Genomic DNA, 20,840 nt, shown 5'->3' with positions numbered 1-20,840 from the left:
ATTCGGCCAATAAAGCTGTAGATCCTTAAATTTAGAGTATCGCGCTCATTTTTCCGAAAAAATATCCCTTCTTACCAGTATGCTCCTATTAGCTTCGGTATTTGCGCCGAATCTGGGCTCTTTTTATGACGAAGCTATTTTATAGCAGGACTTTATCCGGTGTGCTTTTGCTACTGACCATTGCCTGGCTGGCCGCTTGCCGGCCGGTGCAGGCGGCCACCGAAAAGCTTATACAGCTGGAGCGCACTGCCTGCATGGGCCCCTGCCCCGTCGATGAGATTACGGTGTACACCGATGGCCGTATGGAGTACAAAGGCGGCGAAAATGCCCCCGGCAGGGCACATATCGGAGTCGCTTGACGGCGGCCGAGCGAAAGCAGCTCATAGCCAAGTTCGACGCGGCTAATTTCTTCGCTTTTCAGGATAGCTATGTTTCTACCAAGCTCGACTATCCGACCAAGTACATCACTTATTGGAAGGGGGCAAGAGCAAGCGCATCCGGGATTACGACGGCGCCCCAGCGGCGTTGAAAGCGTTGGAGGCGGAGTTAATCAAACTAATAAAAGCCGACCGTTGGCAGCAGAGCGCCATGCCAGCCAGATAGCGCAGGGCCAATTACCTTTTACCACCCATATCTTCCCTTTTAAGCCGCTGGGGGCTTTTTTAACCATGAGTCAGACTTCTGCCGCTTTTACTCCCGCCGACCGCGACGCGGCAATTCTCACCTCGCGCCCATTGGTTGAAACGGCTTTTTTGCCCCCACCGCTGATGGCCCCACCGTTGGCGACTTCCTGCACCGCACGCTGCGGCCTGTGCTGAAGCTGCAAAATGAGCTGTTGCTGCTGTTGGTAGCCGATTTCATTCAGGAGCACCATATTCCGTTTCTCGCGTCGTCGGTGGTGGAGCAGCAGCGGGTGGTGGCAGAGCTGCTCACGCGCAACGTGAAGCTGCGCTACCTGCTGGTGGGCACGGTGGTGGGCTTGTTTACGCAGAGTGAGTTAGCTTATTACCGCCCAAACCGCGCTGAGCTCAACCGGCGCCTGTTGGAGCTGGCTATTCGGCGGGTGCAGGACCATGTGACTGCCCTGGCTTCCCTACTTGCTGAAGGAACTGCAACTGGGGAATGAGCACACACTATGAGGCGCTGGAGATATCTGAGCAAGCGTCGGCGGCCGATATCCGGAAGGCGTATCGGCGGCTGGTACTTCTCACCCACCCCGACCGCACCCAGGACCCGGCCGCGCACGAGCGTTATCTGGCCATAAACCGAGCTTACGAAATATTGAGCTTGCCCGACAAGCGCAAGGCGTACGATGCACGCTTGTGGGCATTGCGCAATCCGCCCCCGCCGGTGGCGCCTCGTCCTGCTGCTCCCCGGCACCCCGATCCCGCTTACCGCGGGCCGTGGCCCCCACCCGTAATGCCGCGCCGCCCCAAAGGCGACCCGTATGCCGCCCAATACGCCCGCTACACGCCGGTGGCCCGGCTTATCTGCCGCATTCTGATTGGGTTTGGCCTGCTGCTGGCCGTCGATTCGCAATGGACTTTTACCCTTGTTCAGGAGCCGGTAGTGTCGCAAACCCGTTACTTTGTGTATGGTCGCCGGGGCTCTATTGTTGATAGTTATTACCAAATAGAAACGCCCCAAACTTCCTTTCAGAGCCAGGTTCCTTATACGGAAGGCCAATTGCTTAACCTCACCAGAACTGCCATTTTTCAGCAGGTTATGACGCATCGCCCCGCGCTGGCTCCGCGGGCGGATACCATTGATAACTGGGAGAGAACCATCTATGGCCTGCCGCAACTGGTATTTATTTTCCTTATGTGGATAGCAGCGCTGGTAGGAGTCTGGCCCGGTCTGGTACGCCGCCGGACCGTAGATGCAGCCATAACAGCTTGTCTGTTTGCCCTAATCAATCTCTATCTCCTCTTGCGCATCTAGGCTATTGCTTCCAAACAAACGGGGGCTGAATTCGCGTTTTACCGCGAATTCAGCCCCCGTTCGTTTACGAGTTGAATGCTCTAATCGAAGCGCGAATCGCGCAGCTCCACGGGGGGCACTTTTTTGCGCAAGCGCAGATTCAGCATTTCCACACCTAAGGAGAAGAACATGGCGAAGTACACGTAGCCTTTCGGAATTTCCTGGTGGAAAGCTTCCATAACCAGCATGATACCGATCATAATCAGGAAGGACAAGGCCAGCATTTTTACCGTCGGATTCTTATTCACGAAGTCGCCGATGATCTTAGCAAAGGCCAGCATAATGCCCATAGCAATGATAACGGCAATGATCATGACCAGCACATTATCGACAAGGCCGACGGCCGTCAGAATAGAGTCGAAGGAGAAGACGATATCGATAAGAATGATTTGAATGATAACTCGCGCAAAGGTGCTGTACTGGCCAGTTTCGTGACTTTCCTCTTCGCCCTGGAGCTTGGTGTGAATCTCGGTGGTACTTTTAGCCAGCAGAAAAAGCCCCCCAGCGAACAAAATCAGGTCGCGCCCTGATACACCGTGGTCAGCGTCTAGGAAGGGCAAGTTGAGCGTGAATAAGGGGTCTTTCAGGCTGACAATCCAGCTGATACTCAGCAACAAGCCAATGCGAAACAGCAGGGCCATCGCGAGACCTATCGTCCGACCGCGCCCGTGCTGCTCGGCCGGCAACCGGTTGACAATGATGGAAATGAAGATGATGTTATCAATCCCCAGCACTATCTCCATAAGGGTCAGCGTCAGGAGACTAATCCAGGTATTAGGATCGGAGAAAACAGAAATATCGAACATTCAAACGCAGGTTTGCAGAGTAAACGGAGGGCAAGGATTTAAAGAAATAAAGAATGGAGCCGATGCCGCTGCCAGTTGAGCCAGCAGCATCTGCCCCATTCTTGAAAGCTGTGTTTAGCTTTTCATATTCACGAATTGCAAGGGAATACCGAGGTCGGCGCCGCGCAGCAGGGCCATTACCTGCTGCAGCTCGTCGATTTTTTTGGAGGCCACGCGCACCTGCTCATCCTGGGTTTGCACGTCTACTTTGAGCTTGCTGTCTTTGATGAGCTTGCCAATTTTGCGGCTCGTGTCTTTATCGATGCCGGCCCGCACTTTCACCGTTTTCTTCACCAGCGCTCCGGAGGCCTGCTCCTCTTCCGAGAAGTCGAGGCAGGTGCCGTCGAGGCCTTGTTTCACGATGCGCGTCAGCAGAATATCTTCCAAAGACTTCACGCGCATGGAGTTCTCGGAGCTGAGCTGTATGGTATTGGCTTTTTTGTCCAGCTCGATGCCGCCCTTCGTGTCGCGCAGGTCGTAGCGGGTCTGAAGCTCTTTTTTGGCCGTATTCACCGCATTTTCAAGCGTTTGCGGATCTACTTTACTAACAATATCGAAAGAAGGCATCGGTAGGGTTTTGAGGAGTGGAGTAATCAGTACGTTAGTCCGGCGGTCTGGGTGACGGCGGCGCCAAAGGTAGGCGTTTGCCAACGTTCGTGCGCGGTTGTGTTTCAGGCCGTCCGCCCAAATTTGCCCCCCAGCTAAGCGAGGGTTTCCGTTATTTTGCCAGGCCGCTCTGCCACTGCCTGCACCCGATGGCTGGGGGCAAATCTGCTCAATCCTCGCATTTGAACCACTCATGACCATCCGCCAGCCCCGCTCCGCCGCCGACTTTGCTGCTTATTATGCCCTGCGCTATCAGGTGTTGCGCCAGCCCTGGCAGCAGCCCCCCGGCTCGGAGCGCGCCGCCGACGATGAGGCCCCCACCACCCACCACGCCATGGCCGTAGCCGACGACGGTACGGTTATCGGGGTGGCCCGCGTGCATCCGTCCGGGCCGGGCCAGGTACAGGTGCGCGCTGTGGCTGTGCACCCCAACTGGCACGGCCGCGGCATTGGGCAGCAGCTGATGATGTATCTGGAGGAATATGCTGCCGCACAGGGTTTTACAGAATGCATACTGGACTCGCGCGAGTCGGCCGTGGCGTTTTACCAGAAGCTGGGCTATGAAATTGTGGCGCCTTCGCATACGCTGTTTGGCGTAATTCCGCATTTTCGGATGCGCAAGTCGCTGGCCGTATAGCCATTTGCTGCCGCAAAAAAGCTTTGCTTACAGTACCGACGTCTTCAGAAATTGCTGGGAGGCAACAGGTGTTATTGGGGGGCTTTATCCAAAGGACCCGTATCTTTTCAGCTACTATGGAACCTACTCAGAACGTTGCCACGCTAATCGCGCTCTACAACCAGATCAATAACTACGGCCGCACCAACGGTATGGAACTCAGCATGACCAGGCCGGGCGAAGTCGTTTATAGCATGAAGGTGCGGGAAGATCACCTGTCGTCGCCCGGCACCTGCCACGGGGGCGTGCTGGCTGGCTTAATGGATGCGGCGCTGGGCGCAGCCGCGCTCAGCCTGGCGTTCACCGCCAGCGAGCTAGTCTCAACTGTTGAATTCAAGATAAACTACCTCCTGCCCGTCCGGCTGCACGACCATCTGCTGGCCCGCGGACACGTAGAGCACTCCGGCAAAACCCTCATCGTAGCCAGCGCCGATATCTATTGTGCCACCCGCGAGATAGTCGTGGCCCGCGGCCTCGGCACCTTCAACCGCTACCCCGCCGACAAGCGCGACTTCCACGAGTTGCTGTTTCCGAAAGAGGAGTAAAGAGATTATTGCGCCGACTGTTTTAGTGCTCATTATTCCCCAACCCGTTCGTCATGCAGAGCGCAGCGAAGCATCTCGCATGCTGATGTTGTTAGCTAAAAGGCGGTCATGCTGAGCTGGTCGAAACATCTCTCCCGCTTCGTTGCAATACTAATCTGACGTCAGCGGGAGAGATGCTTCGACTCCTCAGCATGACAATACCATTGCAATGAAACACGCGAGATGCTTCGCTCCGCTCTGCATGACGAACGGATTAGAGAGGCAGTATTAGTTCGGTTGGCTTCAAACTTTACAAACAAAAAAGCCCCCGCATAGCTGTGGGGGGCTTTTTTGTTAAAGAATTCAACTCTTAGCTCTGGCAACCATGAAGAGTCGAAAGTGGATGGTCGCCGAACCGTTGGGTGGAATTACAGCGGCATAAGTTGGTTTATAAATGCTCCGAGCTGTTGGCCGACTCGTGCTCTTCGGTCTCGTCGTCGTACTCGTCGCCTTCGCCTTCCTGTGGGGGCTGTACTTTCCGCACGTTGCGGGCGCAATCCTCGTCGCGGTGGTTGCGGCCAACGGTGAACTCCACCCAATCGCCTTCGTGCAGGTCGTTGAAGTCGCCTTCCGACATGTCAGCGTAGCTGAAGAAAAGGTTGTTGGGGGGCATTACCACGAAGCCAAACCCGTTTTTGAGGTTTTTGATGGTGCTCATGCCCACCGTGCCTACCGGGCCGGCGGCCGTAGGCCCGGTGGGGCGGGCAGGCTTCACCGTTGGGAAAGGCGCAGGCTCGGGCTGAGTCACAAACAGATTTTCGATCAGCTCGTCGTTGCTGGCCAGTCCGGCGTCAATCACGTCGTGCATAGAAATGGGGTACGTGGCGTGCTCCAACAGCTGCTGAGAAGCGCGGGTTACGCGGTTCTCACCTTTGAAGTCCACATACTTGAAGTCCCAGTTCAGCAGCATCACACGGGTGCCGATGGTATTGAGCTTCTTGATCAGCGGAGCGTAGTCGCTGTCGCCGGCGATGAGCACAATCACGTCAAAGCTTTTGTGCAGAGCCAGTTCCAGCGCTTCCAAAGCCAACCATACATCAATGCCTTTTTCCTGCAAACGGCCGTCGCGGGTTTTCAGGGGCATATAGTGGGTAGTCACGCCCAGGTGCATCAGAATATCGTCGAGCAGACGGTCGTGGAAAAGACGATCTTTGTCGCGGGCTTCGGTAGCGCTTAGGCGGCCCCGGAAAAAGTGCGAGTCGGTCACCTGGCTCAGGCGCACGTCTACGTCTTCTTCTTCGGCTACCTGGTGACGGATATATTCGTGTAGACCTTCCAAACTGATACGAGCCTTACGCTCATGCTGGAAGTAGTAGTAATCGCTGATTTTCAGGAAATAATTGCCGTCGTAGAAGACGCCTATCCGAATCAGAGGGCTATTCATCTGGTTCATACTAAATAAATTTTTGTGCGCAAGTGAGGTGTGAAATAGGAGCGGGTAAGTAAGTTCGGCAGGGTAATCAAAAAGTAATGAATGGCCCGGCCAAAGATACAAAGCACGCTGCTCGCACTACCTAGAATAGTTAAAGCAATACTTGAGTACCGCGTCGCTGGGTGAGCCAATCGCTCCGGATAACTACTGGGGGCGATGCTAGTAAAACAGCTCGAAAAAAGAGTAGGTTATAAAACTGATTGTAGAAAGCCGCTAGGCGCTGCAGGAATCGCAGTATAAGTAACTGATTTAATATAAACGTAATATTAAAAAAAATATATTTAATACTACGTATTTTACACCAGATTATTTACGCTCAAGTATCTTTCAGTAGGCGAAACTAACTGCATCATTTTTAGAATACAAACTTCTGTCAGTACATCTTTCTGTGCAATAATCTATTTTTTGTCCATACGCGATATACGTAGCACCTTCTGCGGCTATCCCTGAGTACTTTCAGGGCTTTCAGGATAGGAGACTTTATAAATTATTAAAACTGCAAACGCCCAACCACTAACCCTAGAACCAATAATCCGTAGCCGGCGCAAATGGCAACTTCCAATACATTGCCCGTAGCCGACCCAGTCGAGATAAGCGGCAGTTTCAAGCTAGTATCGGAGAAAGGCAGGAACCAGCGCACCCCCTGTTTGGTAAGCGAATCGGCGAGCAAGTGGGATAGGTAGCCAGCCCCGGCAAAGTGAGCCACCCCATGCCAGCCCAAGGCCTGATTAGCTAAGTATCCGATGTAGGTCCAGAGGATGGTGGCCCAAATGGTATGCGTCCAGGAGCGGTGGCTGGTGAAGGGCGCTACAGCCACGAAGATTCCCAGCAAACTCACCCACAGAAACTCAAAGTATAAGCCGGCCAATACGGTGAGCACGCCGGTAAACAGTAGCGCCAGCTTGCGTACGGAGCCGCCTTGCATAGCCAAGCCCAGCAATCCAAACGCCAGCGCGGCTGTGAAGCCCATGCGCCGGTCGGGGCCCAAGGGTAGCAGGAAATGGGTGTAAGCGGCTAAGCCAGCACCGGCAGCGGCGAAGGCCCAGCGTACGTAGTTATGGGAGAAACCCAGGCGTTTGCTCAGGCGGCTTTCGGGGTGGTCGAGGTCGGGGGCTAGGGAGGAGAAGCCGGCGAGGGCAATACCAGCGGGTGAAAAGGGGATACCGGGCATTAGGCCAGCAATGGCCACGCCCGTAATCAGGCCGATGGCCAGGTGAGAAGAACCGCGCACTTTATAAATTTTAGCAGAAACCAGAAGACGAAGATACCGGCGCGGACGGCAGCTTCAGTCTAGGGGGCTTTTTTAGGAAGCTTTTTTCAACACAATATCTTCCAGCACCCGCAGGCGCTTGTCAAAGTCAACGAACTCGGTGACCTTTTGCTCCACATTGGCTAAGCGCTTGTCAATTTGCTCCACGGTGCCCCGCAAGGATTTAACATCAGTTCTTAATTCACCAAAATGTTCAACCACTAGGTCAAAACTACGGTTGAAAACCTTAATCAGTTCCTGGTGCTGCTGCTCAGACTGCTGTCGCATCTGTTGCATCTCAATCAGGATTTCTGATACTACCAGCGGCAGGTCTTTATTCTTGTCGTCCATACTTATGTTATTCGCTAATATTCTGCCTTGGTTACGCTACAACGAATATACGCTACACAGCTGGAAACTTTCGGCCCGCCGGTGTGGTATTGCCTAGCACATAGTAGCCCGACCGGAAAACCATCCGGTCGGGCTTCTACCTTTGCCTCCCTACTAGCCTTCTCTGCCTTTTGAAAGTCACCGACTTCCTCCAGTTATACCGCCTCGACCCCACTGTCATGACCGTGGCGGCCCGCCTGAATCCGGCCACTGCCCGGTCGTTGCGCGCTACCGGTGAGCCCGCGCCCGACGGACCAACGCGCATCCATCTACGCGGCCTGGTGGGCAGCCAGGATGCCGTGCTGGCCGCGGCTGCACATACGCTTTATCCGGAGCAGCACCACCTGTTTGTGCTGCACGATAAAGACGAGGCCAGCTACTTCCTGGCCGATTTGCAGCACCTGTTGCCAGATGAGGACCCGCTTATTTTCCCTAGCTCTTATAAGCGGCCTTATCAGTTCGATGAGACGGAAAACGCCAACGTACTCATGCGCGCCGAGGTGCTCAACCGCCTCAGCAGCAGCCGCAGTGGTGCCGCCGTGGGCGCTAATGGCAAAGCTTCGAAAACAGAAGTGCGCGGGGAGTTGATTGTGACTTACCCGGAGGCGCTGTTTGAGAAAGTTATCAACAAGAAAAGCTTAGTTGCCAACACTTTTCTGGTGAAAGTGGGCGAGAAGCTGGATGTCAACTTTATCAGTGAGATGCTAGCGGAGTACGACTTCGAGCGTACCGACTTTGTGTACGAGGCCGGGCAGTTTGCCGTGCGCGGTGGTATCGTGGACATTTTCAGTTATGCTAACGAGCTGCCGTATCGCATCGAGCTGTTCGGGGATGAGGTGGAAACGATTCGGACGTTTAATCCGGAGACGCAGCTGTCGGTGGAGCAGAAGCCGCAGGTGAGCATTATCCCGAACGTGCAAACCAAGCTGTTGCAGGAAACCCGGGAGGCATTTCTGGACTTTATGCCGCGCAATACGGCGCTCTGGATAAAGGACGTGCGTCAGACTATCGACATTGTCGGGGAGTCGTTTGAGAAGGCCGACCAGGGGTTTCAGGAGATGCTGCAATCGGCGGGCGGTATGCAGATTGTGAGCCGGCCGGAGGACCTGTTTGAGTCGGGGAAGTCGTTTAAGAAGCTGCTGGAGAACTTCGCCGTGGTGGAGTTTGGCAAGCGGTTCAGCTTTAAGAATGCCGAGGACTTTCAATTTTCGGCCCGGCCCCAACCGAGCTTTAATAAGGACTTTGAGCGCTTGGTGAAAAACCTGCGCGAAAACCAGCAGAAAGGCTTTACCTGCATTATTGCGGCCGACTCGGTGCGGCAGGCCGACCGGCTGCGCACCATTTTCGACGAGCTTGATAACAACGTAACCTTCCAGCACATGCTGCTGGCTTTGCGCGAGGGCTTCATTGATGAAATCCTCAACCTGACCGTGTACACCGACCATCAGCTGTTTGAGCGGTTTTATCGGGCCCAGGAAGCGCGCAAGTTTTCCAAGAAGAAGGCGCTTACCCTCAAAGAGCTGCGCACGCTGTCGCCCGGCGACTACGTGACCCACCAGGACTACGGCATCGCGCGCTTTGCGGGCCTAACCCAGGTGGAGATAAACGGGCACTTGCAGGAGGCCATTCGGCTGGTGTACCGCGACGACGACGTGCTGACGGTGAGCATTCACGCCCTGCACAAGATTGCCAAATACTCGGGGCTGAGGGCACGCCGCCCACCATGAGCAAGCTGGGCTCTCCGGAGTGGGAAAACAAGAAGAAGTCGGTAAAGAAGAAGGTAAAGGACATTGCCGCCGAGCTGATTCGGCTGTACGCCAAGCGCAAAACGGCCCCCGGCCACGCCTTTGCCAAGGACAGCTTTATGCAGGCCGAGCTGGAATCGAGCTTTATCTATGAAGACACGCCCGACCAGGCCAAGGCCACCGAGGACGTGAAGCGCGACATGGAAGTGCCTCACCCCATGGACCGCCTCATTTGCGGCGACGTGGGTTTTGGCAAGACCGAAATTGCCATTCGGGCGGTGTTTAAGGCCGTGGCCGATGGCAAGCAGGCGGCTGTGCTAGTGCCGACTACCATTCTGGCCATGCAGCACTACAAAACCTTCCGCGAGCGGCTCGCCAACCTGCCCGTGACGGTGGAGTACGTGAACCGTTTCAAGACCACCAAGCAGATAAAAGAAACCCTAGCCCGCGTGGCGGAGGGCAAAACCGATATTCTCATCGGCACGCACCGGCTTACCAATAAGGACATCAAGTTTAAGGACCTGGGCCTGCTGGTGATTGATGAAGAGCAGAAATTTGGGGTAAAAACCAAGGACAAGCTGAAGGAGCTGAAGGTGAACGTGGATACGCTCACGCTCTCGGCTACGCCGATTCCGCGCACCCTGCACTTCTCACTCATGGGCGCCCGCGACCTGAGCGTGATTGCCACGCCGCCGCCCAACCGCCAGCCCGTGCAAACGGAGCTGCACGTGTTTGATGAGCTGCTGATCCGGGACGCGGTGGCCCGCGAAATCAAGCGTGGGGGGCAAATTTTCCTGGTGCACAACCGCGTGAAGGACATTGAGGAAATGGCGGCCATGGTGCTGCGCCTCGTGCCCGCCGCCCGCATCACCTACATACACGGGCAGATGGAGGGCGACGCGCTGGAGAAGCGCATGATGAAGTTTATCGACGGCGAATACGACGTGCTGGTGAGCACCAACCTCATCGAGTCGGGCCTGGATATTCCCAATGCCAACACCATTATTATCAACCGCGCCCACCTCTTTGGCCTGAGCGACCTGCACCAGATGCGGGGCCGCGTGGGGCGCTCCAACAAGAAGGCCTTCTGCTACCTGCTCACCCCGCCCGTAGCTACCCTGCCCTCCGACGCCCGCAAGCGCCTGAGCACGCTGGAAGAATTCTCGGACCTGGGCGCGGGCTTCAACGTGGCCATGCGCGACCTCGATATTCGCGGGGCCGGCAACCTGCTGGGGGGCGAACAGAGCGGCTTTATCAATGATCTGGGCTTCGAGACCTACCACCAGATTCTCGACGACGCGGTGACGGAGCTGAAGGAAACCGAGTTCCGCGACCTGTTTTTGGGCGACACCACCGGCCGCCTCCAGGAAGCGGCCGGCACCAAAGGCCCCAAGGAGTGCAACATCGAGACGGACCTGCAAATCCTGATTCCGGATAGCTACGTGAGCAGCGTATCGGAGCGCTTGCAGCTCTACTCCAAGCTGGATAGGGTGAAAAGCCCCGAGGAGCTGCGCAAAATCGTGGCTGGCATCGTGGACCGCTTTGGCCCCCTACCGCCCGAAGTAGAGCAACTGGCCGACATCGTGCGCCTGCGCTGGCAAGCTTGCCACGTGGGCTTCGAGAAGCTGACGCTGAAGAAGAATCTGCTGAAAGGCTACATCTCGGCCACCGACAACGAGGCTTACTTCCAGGGCGAAACCTTCGGCAACATCGTCAGCTACGTGCAAACCCACACCCGCACCGCCTCCATGAAGGAGCGCAAGGAACAGCTCATCGTCAGCATCGAGGAGGTGAAAAGCGTGCAGGCCGCCAAGCGGATTCTAAGTGAGTTGGGCAGTGAGGAGAAGGTGGGCGTGTAATCTTAAAAACAAGAACTTACAAATGCCTAGTTACTTGACTGAAGTAGTCACGTAACTAGGCATTTGTCATAAATATCCAATTTACAAGTCTATTATCTGCAAATGGTTTAACAATTATCAAAATTCATTTAACTCGTACTTAACTCTTTTTAGTGCATTCTCTAAATTAACGTATGCGGTAGCGTGTCTCCGCATAAATGTACTATTAATGATATAACCAGTAGTCATTAATTCACCATTAGTGACCGTCACCCAATAGGTATTATTCTTGCCATTTACATCCGCGATAACACCTTGACACTCCTGTTTATATTTACTGTTTATTCTCTCTACCATAAACGCAACTCTATTATCTAATACTTTAAACATAAAATTTATCTTATTTTTTTGACCATCCTGAACTGCCAGGCCGCTATCATAACATATATCTATTAAATCTTTTATGTCCTTTAATGAATTTAAACTAGCATCTATTTCATAAGAGAACAAGCTTTTAATAGATTTATTATCATCAATCCACTTGTTTATTGAAATAGGTATTATTAAAGCCAAAATAATAGTAACAAGTATATTACTTAATTCCCCCAAAGATATTTTACTCTCAATTGACAATAGATAAAATCTATCAGGTGCAACCGAAATAATGAAACCTATTATAATACCTAACATTAATGTAATAATAAAAGGTATTTTACTTTTTAAAAACATAATCACTTATTTTTAATAGGGTTCCGAATCTCATTCTCAACTTTCAAGATTAACGCAGGAGAATCATCTGATTTAAATTTAATATGTTTTAAGACATCAGCGGCGCCGTATTTTTGAGATAATTTACCAAAAGAACCAGATATAAAAGAAGAAGCGTAGCCCCATGTATCATCTAGATCGACAAGCAATAATCCATTATCTCTTACTGTCTCAATATATGCAGGCAATAAAAGTTTTTCATAAAATGCTTCTCCAGAGAAAGGCCCATCACTCTTATATCTAGCACCAGGAGCATCCGTAAAGTCAGCTGCTATATTTATGATTTTAGTTGGTTTCATTTTCAATGTATTTTTCAGGATGAAGTTCCCATGTCAGTAATGTGCCTGGCAGTAAATTTTCTAGATCCTTTTTATCGCCTGTCTTTAAATTAGTATAGACATCATTTGAGACAAGATAAAAGTTTTGAAGCAAATCATTTTTTGAATGTTCATATATGAGAGGAAATCCTTGCCCTCTTTCACCTAAGCCAGTCCGTGAAGATATTCTTCCATTGAATAAATCATCGACCAAATAAATATTTTGTAATAGACCCAATTTTGCAGCCAAGTCTTTCAACGTTACTAAGTCTTTAAACTTTTTTACGGGAATGCTATTAAACACTCCTACCCCTAAATCAAGGAAGGTAAATTTTGATACTTTACTTTCTTCATCATTGTAAACAAATAACCACCAATCATATCTTCCTTGGTATATAGTATCTGCATGGTTGTTGGTATTAGCCATACATTCTATAAGAATTTCATATACTGGCCTAAACTTTCTTTTATCACCAAATGTGTGATAAACTGCCTGTGCCGCTGCTTGTTTAGCTAACCTATTTTCTACCTTATTTCTAGTGACTGTGTGGAGTAAAATATGATCTGATTTCTCCAAAGCAGACATTTTGCTCTTTACAAATTTATAAAAACCAGAACTGGCGAGCATTTTAAATAATTTTAGATTCCTGGGAGGTAATCCCTCTATTTTTACTCCACGATTGAATCTACGATCTTTGATTATGGCAATTAAAAATGCAATAGCATCAGAAGTAAGAACTTCTATATCTTCTAAATTCAATAAGATAGATTTCCTTCTACTCAGCACATCACCAATCTCTCTAAAGTATTTTAAAACACCTTCAGGATTTTGAATGAGCGAGAATATTTTCGGTGCAGGGTGATCTTCAGGCTCTCTTAATTTTTGATATAATGCTCTCTTTACACCTTGATTTATTTTCCATTTTATCAGCCTTTCATTATGACTTTTTTTCCTTTTAGCAATAGATTTAAATCTTGATTTTAGAAAAAATATGGATTTGTTTTTTATTTTATACATAAAATAAACGAAGTACAGATGAATTTAAATTCATGGTGCAATATAACTAAACCTCGTTACTGATGAGTATCACTCTTAAATTATATTCTTAACCAAAGTAACTTCACAGATCATGACTGGCTTCAAGATGCTACGCGTCGATTTGTCATTAGTGAATCGAGGCTACATAAATTAATTTTAGTCCCCTCTTTAGGAGGACCATAGCTAGGGTATGAAAAGTAGCTTGAGGAATAATCTTTAGCACAGACAGTGCTTAAAGTTGCTGCTACTGCCTAGCTCCCCACTGCAAAAGCTGACAACCCTGCGTAACTTCGGTTTCGGGGGCTTCGGTCGCCTCCGCCCCGGTTGCCGCCCCCAGCGTAGCGTCGCGATGCCCCTCCCTCCGATTGAACCCGCCGTAGCCGCAAAAAAGCCCCCCAGAGCTGCTCTGGGGGCTTTTATTGTTATAAAATCGTTACGACAGTTTGCCGTACAGCAGGCAGGCCTGAATCTGTTGCTGCGTCAGCTCGGGGAAGTCTTCCAGAATCTCCGGTATCGTTTGGCCGTTGCCCAGCCAGCCCAGCACATCGGCCACGCTGATGCGCGTACCCGTCAGGCAGGGCCGCCCGAAGCGGATTTCGGGGTCAATGGAAACGTAAGCCTGGTAGTCCATAGCGAAGGGGTTTGCTACCTATAAAAGTAGTCGATAGCGTCTAGTTCCTCCAAGAACGCGATTAGCCACGTGGGCGTGTATTTCCTGGAACACCGGCACGAGGCGGAGTTGACGCGGGCGTATGGGCTGTATCTGGTGTAGCAGCCCAAAAAAGCCCCAAGACGCTGCTGGCGCGGCTGCTTCCTGGGCTTTTGGCTGCACTTACCTCCACTCGTCCTGGACGCCGTTTCTGTCTCTAACTTATTTTATAAACCACCTGCTGCTACTCTGCTGAAAATGGGTTGATTTGTAGTGAAAATTATATCCTCACTCACTTAATTTCTGTTGTCTTATGCCTTTAGCTACCCGTGTTAGCGCTTATCTGTTTTTACTGTTGTCGCTGCTCGGTTGCGGCGAGAAAGAAGATGCACCTGCGCCGCCCAAAGCGCCGGCTACCAACTCTCTTACGCTTGTCACGATGACGCCCGCGGCCGGCGCGAAAGTCTCTAAAGAGTCGATCATTTCGGCCACTCTTAATTATACCCTAGCCGATGATGAAGCTTCTGCGTTTGGCTACCGCGTGGATCTCCTCTTCAAACCGACTGTCAGCGGGGTCACCTTCACGCGTGGCCAAAGCTGGGTGGTTGTGCCTGATAAAAAAGGTACCGTAGAGCTAACCTTTCCCCTGATTTCCGTCTGGGAAACGCCTGCTTCTGTACCGTATCAACTTCAGCACCCGGTTACCTGCTACTTCTACTTACAGCGCATGACCGGACCAGGCCAGTCGACCATCATTGCCCGGACGCCGGCGCTTACGTTTACAGAATAGGTTAGTAACAAATTAAAAAGCCCCCAGAGCTGCTCTGGGGGCTTTTTCTATAAATCATCAATAAATTATCATTCTATAGGCAAAGTCTTTTACCAAGAAAGTGCCCCATATGCATTTAAACGGCCACTAGTCACGCATCTACCACTCAGTGAAGAAGTTGCTACGGCGCTTTTCATTAGGGCATTCTTGATTGTAGCAGCAGAGCCACCCTTCGCAGCAGCATACAAAGCCGCGGCACCCGTTACGTGCGGCGTAGCCATCGACGTACCACTGTAGGAGGAGTAGCCATTGTAGGCCGTGGTTGACCAGATAGCCGAGCCAGGAGCACCGATGTCGACGGTAGTAGCGCCGTAGTTGGAGAAGCTCGACCTCGCACCCGTACTCGTGATGGCGGCTACAGCAATAACGTTTGCTACATTATAATTGGAAGGATAGCTGGCGGTTGCGTCGTTGTTGTCGCCTACGCCGTCGCTGCCGCCGTTGCCAGCAGCCGCGATAAAGAGGATACCGGCATTATTTGCGCGGTTTATAGCATCAAATAAAGCCTGGGAATAGCCGCCGCCGCCCCAGGAGTTGTTGCTGGCCACGATGTTCAGTCCGTGCTTTGTTTTCAAGGTAGTCAGGTAGTCTACGGCTTTCACGGCGTTGGCCGAGGTGCCGCCCCGACGACCCAGAAACTTGCACGAAATCATTCTCACGTCCCAGTTCACGCCGGCTACCCCGGCACCGTTCGCCTTGGCCCCAATGGTACCCGCTACGTGCGTGCCGTGGTCGTCGAGGCTACCCTTGGTACCACCATCATAGATGGTGTTGTTGTTTCCATCGAAGTCCCAGCCGTTAGTGTCGTCGACGTAGCCATTGCCATCGTCGTCTCGTCCATTTACTGGGTCAAAAGGGTTTGTCCAGACTTGGCCTGACAAATCGGGATGGTCAAACTGAATGCCTTCATCAATAATACCTACATATACAGCCGTTGAGCCGGTTTTACCTGCGGCCCATGCAGCAGCGGCATTGCTGCCATATTGGTTAGCCGGAGTTGTGCCAGCGCCATACATTCCCCACAAGGAGCCATTGGTGTAGTATGGGTCAGAGGAAGTGGCCGTGTGCTGATAGATGTAGTTGGGCTCGGCAAACTCGATTTCGGGGCCGCCCTTCATCTTGCTCATCGCCTCCAAGGCTTGCAGGGGCGTGTGCACCACCATCAGGCCTTCCTTCTCCCCGGCTCTTTCCATGGCTTTGGTCAGGATCTTCTCTGACACTTTACCGCTGATGCGGGCCAGCGCATTGGCCTTGGCCTCTTCCGACACTCCAGCCTTGAATTTCACTAATAGCTCATTGGCCACATAATCGCGGCCCGGCTCGCCCTGGGCATCGGCCGACTGGCTTTGCGTGGTGGGCTCGTCCTGAATCTTGTCGAGGCTGCTTTCGCAGCCCGCTAGGAAAATAGCAGATAGCAAACCGCCCACTAGTAGTGGCTTGCTGAATACGGCCATGTGTTTATGTTTCATGGGGAGAGGTAGTAGAAGTTAAACCATTGTTTACAAGCGCTTTTGGCGAAGAATAGGAAGCTACAAAAATGTCTTCAGTGATTCAAGAACAAGTATGACTAAATCGCCTTTACTTATAATTTTTATTAGCAAAGAACAAGCTTAAAGGCATAATCATAGTTGCTGAAAAATGCTCCGCTTTGCTAATTACTGCTCCTTCACAAGCTGCATATAGAGAGTTCAGGATAAGTTCGGCCAAACAAAAAGCCCCGCCATATTGGCGGGGCTTTTTGTTTGAATATGACTTGCAGCAAGCTGCCTTTCACGTTAAGCTAGTCAGGCCTAGAAACCACTTACATTCAAGCGGCCACCAGTTACCGTTTTGCCTTGTAGCGAAGTCGTTGGCGTCGCGCTGTTCAGGATAGCCGCTTTAATAGTAGCAGCAGTTGCACCTGGATTTGAAGCAGCATACAAAGCCGCGCCGCCCGATACGTGGGGAGTAGCCATGGAAGTGCCATTGTACGACGAATATGTGTTGTAGGCCGTGGTTGACCAGATAGCTGAGCCAGGAGCACCGATGTCAACGGTAGTAGCACCGTAGTTGGAGAAGCTCGACAGACCGCCCGTTGAGGTGATAGCAGCTACAGCAATTACGTTAGCCTGGGGCAGGTTGGAGGGGAAGCTAGCTACAGCGTCGTTGTTGTCGCCTACACCGTCGCTGCCGCCGTTGCCAGCTGCTGCGATAAAGAGAATGTTGCGGGTGTTAGCGCGGTCGACAGCATCAGAGAGGGCCTGCGAGAAGCCACCGCCACCCCAGGAGTTGTTGCTAGCTACAATGTTCAGCCCGTGGCGAGACTTCAGATCATTCAGGTAGTCAACGGCTTTTACGGCGTTGGCGGTGGTGCCACCCCGACGACCCAGGAACTTGCAGGAAATCATGGTCACATTCCAGTTCACACCAGCTACCCCAGCGCCGTTGTTAGCCTTAGCACCAATGGTACCGGCTACGTGCGTGCCGTGGTCATCAGAGCTACCACGGGTGGTGCCGTCATATACGCTGTTATCGTTGCCGTCGAAATCCCAGCCATGAACGTCATCAATGTAGCCATTGCCGTCGTTGTCGACCCCATCAGCCGCATCATAAGGGTTCGTCCAGACCTGGCCAGCCAAATCAGGGTGGTCAAATTGTACGCCTTCGTCGATGATACCAATTACTACACTTGCTGAGCCGGTGTGGCCCGCAGCCCAGGCAGTAGAAGCCTGGCTACCGAATGCGTTACCATCAACGCCCCACAGGGAGCCATTGGCTACGTAGGTATCATTGGTAGCAGCGGCGTGCTGATAGATATAGTTAGGCTCGGCAAACTCGATTTCGGGTCCGCCCTTCATCTTGCTCATGGCTTCCAAGGCTTGCAATGGCGTGTGCACCACCAGCAGGCCTTCCTTCTCCCCCGCTCTTTCCATGGCCTTAGTCAGAATCTTCTCCGATACTCTGCCACTGATGCGGGCCAAGGCATTGGCCTTAGCCTCTTCCGACAATCCAGCCTTAAACTTGACCAGTAACTCATTGGCTACATAGTCGCGGCCTGATTCGCCTTGGGCATCCGACTGGCTTTGTGCCGTGGTGGGCTCATCCTGAATATTGTCGAGGCTGCTTTCGCAGCTGCTCAATACAAAAGCTGACAGTACGCTGGCCGCGAACAATGTTTTCGCGGGGAGGGAGAAGTTGTTCAGTTTCATGAAAAAGGTTTAGGGTGGTGTGGGAGAAAATGCAGGAAATGCCCCTGAAGAAATCAGGGAGATAAATCGTCCAATAATTCGGGGAGACTTTCCTGAGTACCAAGTTTTGTAAATAATCTGGTATTAAAAAGGAAACTTATGCCAAAACAGTGACATTGATCTTCAAAATATCTTATTTTATTTATCTATCTATAAATCAGGCAATAGCAACTGATATGGTGTTGGACTTCTTCCTGCCAGCGTGAAACAAAGCTGACTATTTGTGACATAGAGGAATTACTATGTTATAGATCGGGATAGACTTATCTTTATAAAGGTGCTACACCTCAGCCATGGCACAGCGGTTAGCCTACCTAGTTTTAGTATAAACAGCTAAAAAAGCCCCCCAGCCTACTTCAGCGCCTTGGCATCATGCACTATTTTGCCCCCCACCATAGTCAGCAGGCTGGTGGTTTTGGGCAGCTCCGGGGGCGGCACCGCGAAAATATCCTGCGACAGCACGGCCAGATCGGCGAGCTTGCCTACGGCTAATGTGCCTTTGTCCTTTTCCGCAAACTCGGCGTAAGCTGAGCCAGCCGTGTAGGCCTGCACGGCCTGCTGGCTGGTAATGGCCTCCGCCGGGTTGGCCGGGTTGATGACGGCCAGCATGATATTTAGGAAGGGGCTCATCGGCCCGTCGGAGCCCAGGGCCACAGGTATGCCCGCCGCCAGCAACGAGCGTAAGGGCTGCATCTTGCTGCCCCAGCGCTGCCCGAATAGTGCCGGCTCGGAGAAGTGAGTCGGGTTTTGGACCACTACCACGCCCAGGCGCCTGGCGCGGGGTATCAGGTCGCCGATGATGCCGTCGCCGTGCTCTATGCGGACGCGACGAGCGGGCCAGTTTACATTGGTGTCGTTAGCTTCGAGGGCATTGAATACCACTTCGGCAGCCCGGTCGCCGGCGCAATGGAAGAGCATGGGTTGTTTCCAATCGAGGCCCTCTTGCACCATCTTGGCTACTTCGTCTTCTTTAAAGTTGAGCTCGCCTTTCCAACTGGGCCGGTCGCGGTAGGCAGTGCGCAGGGCGGCACCCCGCTCGTAGGGCGTACCATCCAGCACCCACTTCAGGCCGCTTACCTGCACGCGGGGGCCAAACTTGGGCAGAGGCGGCGTGAGCAGCTTGCGCAGCTCTGTGGTTTCGCGGCCCTGGGGCGTGGTAAGCGGAAACGGCCGCGCATGCACCCGCACCGGCAGATTGGCCTGGGTAAGCAGGCGCACAAACCGGTCGATGGGCATGGTGGAAAACAGCTGTATAGTAGTAATGCCGTAGCTGGTGGCTTCAGCTGCCATGGCGCGGAGGGCACGTATGGCCGCAGAATCAGGTACTTGTGCGGCCAGCACCAAGTTGGAGCGCCATTCGGCGTACTCGTGCATGCGGCCATTAAGCTCGCGCGAGCCTGTTATGCGCTCAAATTTGCCCCCCAGCGGGTCGGGCTGTTCGATATCGAGCTGTAGTAGGGGCAGCGCCTTGGTGTTGGCAATGTGCCCGTGCCCGTAGAAAGCGCCGAGCAATACGGGATGGTTGGGTGCCAGCGCGTCGAGGGCGGTGCGGGTTACCTGCGGGTCGAGCACTACTTTGGAGCCCACGGTGCCAAAAATCCAGGTGCCGGTGGGCACCTTCTGAACAGCGGCTTTGATAGCCTGGCTGGTTTCTTCCCAGGTGGGCTCCATGCTGGTGAAGGCCAGCCGAAACCCGGCCGGCATAGGGTCGAAATGGTTGTGGGCATCGTTGAAGCCCGGCGTAACGACGCGCCCCTGCAAGTCGATGCGGCGGGTTTTAGGGCCAGCCAGCTTGCTTATTTCTGCCACCGTGCCCACGGCCACGATTCGCTCGCCCCGGATGGCCAGCGCCTCCGCCGATGGCCGCGCCGTGTCGGCGGTGAAGATCTTGCCGTTCAGCAGCACCATATCGGCCCGCGCTGACTGCCCTTGCGCCCTAAGTCCCAGCCCTAACACCAACCAGATTCCCAGCAGAACGTGCTTCATCGGATAGCTCCTCCAGCAGCTGTCATATAAGAGGCAGCGGCGTTGCTGCTTCCTTAATAGGAAGATAAATATTTTGGATGACATATATTTAAGAACCAGAAAAAGCCCCCAAGTCTTTTAAGCTACATAGTCTGGATCTGCTGGGGGCTTTTTTCAGGTTTTTGTATCTTGATAGTCATTTACTTAGCTCACTGATTAGCCACTCTTATATCTATCCGTGATGTATTCTAAAAAAACAGCCTTACAGCACTTGTACCTGGTGGCCGGATGCCTACTTGTAGCTGACTTGCTGCCCAGATGGCAAGAGTCGTGGTTTGTGGCCGAGAGCGGCAACTTCAGCACCAGCATTATCGTCAGCCTGGTGTTGGTGCTTGGCCTGTTCAAGCGCTGGCGCAATGCCTTCAACCTTATGCTGGGCTGGCTGATTTTGCGCTTATGCTTCAGCGCCATTGTGTTGTATAATAATCTGGACAACGACGACCCCATTGTGGGGCATTTGCTCACCAATACCCTCAACCTGGCTGCTCTGGGCATTCTTTGCTGCTCCAGCGACCTAAAGCGCTACCTGAATGACAGGCCGCAAAACCTGACCCAGCAACCAGAGCCTACGAATGCAAAAGCCGCTGGTCGGTCAGACCAAGCGGCTTTTTAGGTCCAGCTCATTGGGGTAAAGCTGGCTT

The 20,840-nt window shown here is 52.6% G+C and carries 19 protein-coding genes and 2 pseudogenes; 9 read left to right on the top strand and 12 right to left on the bottom strand.

The window, feature by feature from the left end:
• The first annotated feature begins 125 nt into the window (after positions 1–125).
• The 4 genes and pseudogenes from H9L05_RS26835 to H9L05_RS09460 all read left to right on the top strand — a co-directional run bounded on the left by H9L05_RS26835 (position 126) and on the right by H9L05_RS09460 (position 1,941).
• A pseudogene (locus H9L05_RS26835) lies at positions 126–529 on the top strand (DUF6438 domain-containing protein).
• Positions 530–668: 139 nt separating this feature from the next.
• On the top strand, positions 669–818 hold the full coding sequence (locus tag H9L05_RS09470; RefSeq protein ID WP_187733950.1) for a hypothetical protein: 150 nt from the start codon (positions 669–671) through the stop codon (positions 816–818).
• Entirely contained in the window at positions 812–1,126 is a 315-nt protein-coding gene (locus H9L05_RS09465) for a hypothetical protein (protein ID WP_187733949.1), read from the top strand. Before H9L05_RS09470 ends, H9L05_RS09465 begins: the two co-directional genes overlap by 7 nt.
• Complete coding sequence (locus H9L05_RS09460; RefSeq protein ID WP_187733948.1) at positions 1,123–1,941, top strand: J domain-containing protein; 819 nt, start codon at positions 1,123–1,125, stop codon at positions 1,939–1,941. The genes H9L05_RS09465 and H9L05_RS09460 overlap by 4 nt, the downstream gene beginning before the upstream one ends.
• 80 nt (positions 1,942–2,021) lie before the next feature.
• Here H9L05_RS09460 and H9L05_RS09455 read toward each other — a convergent pair whose 3' ends face one another.
• Both H9L05_RS09455 and H9L05_RS09450 read right to left on the bottom strand, forming a co-directional pair.
• Complete coding sequence (locus H9L05_RS09455; protein ID WP_187733947.1) at positions 2,022–2,786, bottom strand: TerC family protein; 765 nt, start codon at positions 2,784–2,786, stop codon at positions 2,022–2,024.
• Between the two features lie 114 nt (positions 2,787–2,900).
• Positions 2,901–3,392 (bottom strand): YajQ family cyclic di-GMP-binding protein, encoded by a 492-nt coding sequence (locus H9L05_RS09450; protein WP_187733946.1) that lies wholly within the window; start codon positions 3,390–3,392, stop codon positions 2,901–2,903.
• Between the two features lie 232 nt (positions 3,393–3,624).
• Here H9L05_RS09450 and H9L05_RS09445 point away from each other — a divergent pair, with 232 nt between their 5' ends.
• Together H9L05_RS09445 and H9L05_RS09440 are read left to right on the top strand one after the other, a co-directional pair.
• Positions 3,625–4,068 carry a GNAT family N-acetyltransferase gene (locus tag H9L05_RS09445; protein ID WP_187733945.1) on the top strand — a complete coding sequence of 148 codons (444 nt, stop codon included), beginning with the start codon at positions 3,625–3,627 and terminating at the stop codon, positions 4,066–4,068.
• Positions 4,069–4,184: 116 nt separating this feature from the next.
• Entirely contained in the window at positions 4,185–4,652 is a 468-nt protein-coding gene (locus tag H9L05_RS09440; RefSeq protein ID WP_187733944.1) for a PaaI family thioesterase, read from the top strand.
• Between the two features lie 427 nt (positions 4,653–5,079).
• On the opposite strand, the gene H9L05_RS09435 is transcribed toward H9L05_RS09440, so the two are convergent.
• The 3 genes from H9L05_RS09435 to H9L05_RS09425 form a co-directional block, all read right to left on the bottom strand.
• Entirely contained in the window at positions 5,080–6,075 is a 996-nt protein-coding gene (locus tag H9L05_RS09435) for an NYN domain-containing protein (RefSeq protein WP_308421983.1), read from the bottom strand.
• A gap of 538 nt (positions 6,076–6,613) precedes the next feature.
• Entirely contained in the window at positions 6,614–7,354 is a 741-nt protein-coding gene (locus H9L05_RS09430) for a metal-dependent hydrolase (RefSeq protein ID WP_187733942.1), read from the bottom strand.
• 72 nt (positions 7,355–7,426) lie between these two features.
• Complete coding sequence (locus tag H9L05_RS09425; protein ID WP_187733941.1) at positions 7,427–7,723, bottom strand: hypothetical protein; 297 nt, start codon at positions 7,721–7,723, stop codon at positions 7,427–7,429.
• A 170-nt stretch (positions 7,724–7,893) separates the two neighbouring features.
• On the opposite strand from H9L05_RS09425, the pseudogene mfd reads away from it, so the two are divergent.
• Positions 7,894–11,366: pseudogene (mfd, locus tag H9L05_RS09420) on the top strand (transcription-repair coupling factor).
• Between the two features lie 117 nt (positions 11,367–11,483).
• Here the strand turns inward: mfd and H9L05_RS09415 are convergent.
• The 4 genes from H9L05_RS09415 to H9L05_RS09400 form a co-directional block, all read right to left on the bottom strand.
• Positions 11,484–12,074, bottom strand: coding sequence for a hypothetical protein (locus H9L05_RS09415; protein WP_187733940.1), 591 nt, complete (start codon positions 12,072–12,074; stop codon positions 11,484–11,486).
• A gap of 2 nt (positions 12,075–12,076) precedes the next feature.
• Positions 12,077–12,412: an STAS-like domain-containing protein gene (locus H9L05_RS09410; protein ID WP_187733939.1), complete on the bottom strand. Its 336-nt coding sequence runs from the start codon at positions 12,410–12,412 to the stop codon at positions 12,077–12,079.
• On the bottom strand, positions 12,399–13,448 hold the full coding sequence (locus tag H9L05_RS09405) for a hypothetical protein (RefSeq protein WP_187733938.1): 1,050 nt from the start codon (positions 13,446–13,448) through the stop codon (positions 12,399–12,401). The genes H9L05_RS09410 and H9L05_RS09405 overlap by 14 nt, the downstream gene beginning before the upstream one ends.
• A 454-nt stretch (positions 13,449–13,902) precedes the next feature.
• Positions 13,903–14,100, bottom strand: a complete 198-nt coding sequence (locus tag H9L05_RS09400) for a DUF433 domain-containing protein (RefSeq protein ID WP_187733937.1) — start codon at positions 14,098–14,100, stop codon at positions 13,903–13,905.
• Positions 14,101–14,431: 331 nt separating this feature from the next.
• On the opposite strand from H9L05_RS09400, the gene H9L05_RS09395 reads away from it, so the two are divergent.
• On the top strand, positions 14,432–14,908 hold the full coding sequence (locus H9L05_RS09395) for a hypothetical protein (protein ID WP_187733936.1): 477 nt from the start codon (positions 14,432–14,434) through the stop codon (positions 14,906–14,908).
• A gap of 89 nt (positions 14,909–14,997) precedes the next feature.
• Here H9L05_RS09395 and H9L05_RS09390 read toward each other — a convergent pair whose 3' ends face one another.
• The 3 genes from H9L05_RS09390 to H9L05_RS09380 all read right to left on the bottom strand — a co-directional run bounded on the left by H9L05_RS09390 (position 14,998) and on the right by H9L05_RS09380 (position 20,160).
• Positions 14,998–16,416: a S8 family peptidase gene (locus H9L05_RS09390; protein WP_187733935.1), complete on the bottom strand. Its 1,419-nt coding sequence runs from the start codon at positions 16,414–16,416 to the stop codon at positions 14,998–15,000.
• A gap of 321 nt (positions 16,417–16,737) precedes the next feature.
• On the bottom strand, positions 16,738–18,135 hold the full coding sequence (locus tag H9L05_RS09385) for a S8 family peptidase (protein ID WP_187733934.1): 1,398 nt from the start codon (positions 18,133–18,135) through the stop codon (positions 16,738–16,740).
• A gap of 390 nt (positions 18,136–18,525) precedes the next feature.
• Complete coding sequence (locus H9L05_RS09380) at positions 18,526–20,160, bottom strand: amidohydrolase (protein ID WP_187733933.1); 1,635 nt, start codon at positions 20,158–20,160, stop codon at positions 18,526–18,528.
• A gap of 220 nt (positions 20,161–20,380) precedes the next feature.
• Here H9L05_RS09380 and H9L05_RS09375 point away from each other — a divergent pair, with 220 nt between their 5' ends.
• A complete protein-coding gene (locus tag H9L05_RS09375) occupies positions 20,381–20,812 on the top strand; it encodes a hypothetical protein (protein ID WP_187733932.1) in 432 nt (143 codons plus the stop codon).
• The last annotated feature ends 28 nt before the right edge of the window (positions 20,813–20,840 follow it).

Origin of the sequence: Hymenobacter qilianensis (genome assembly GCF_014489555.1) — a bacterium.
In the GTDB taxonomy this organism is placed as follows: domain Bacteria; phylum Bacteroidota; class Bacteroidia; order Cytophagales; family Hymenobacteraceae; genus Hymenobacter; species Hymenobacter qilianensis.
Note: the sequence above shows the minus strand (reverse complement) of the source record. Positions and strands in the feature narration are given on the sequence as shown.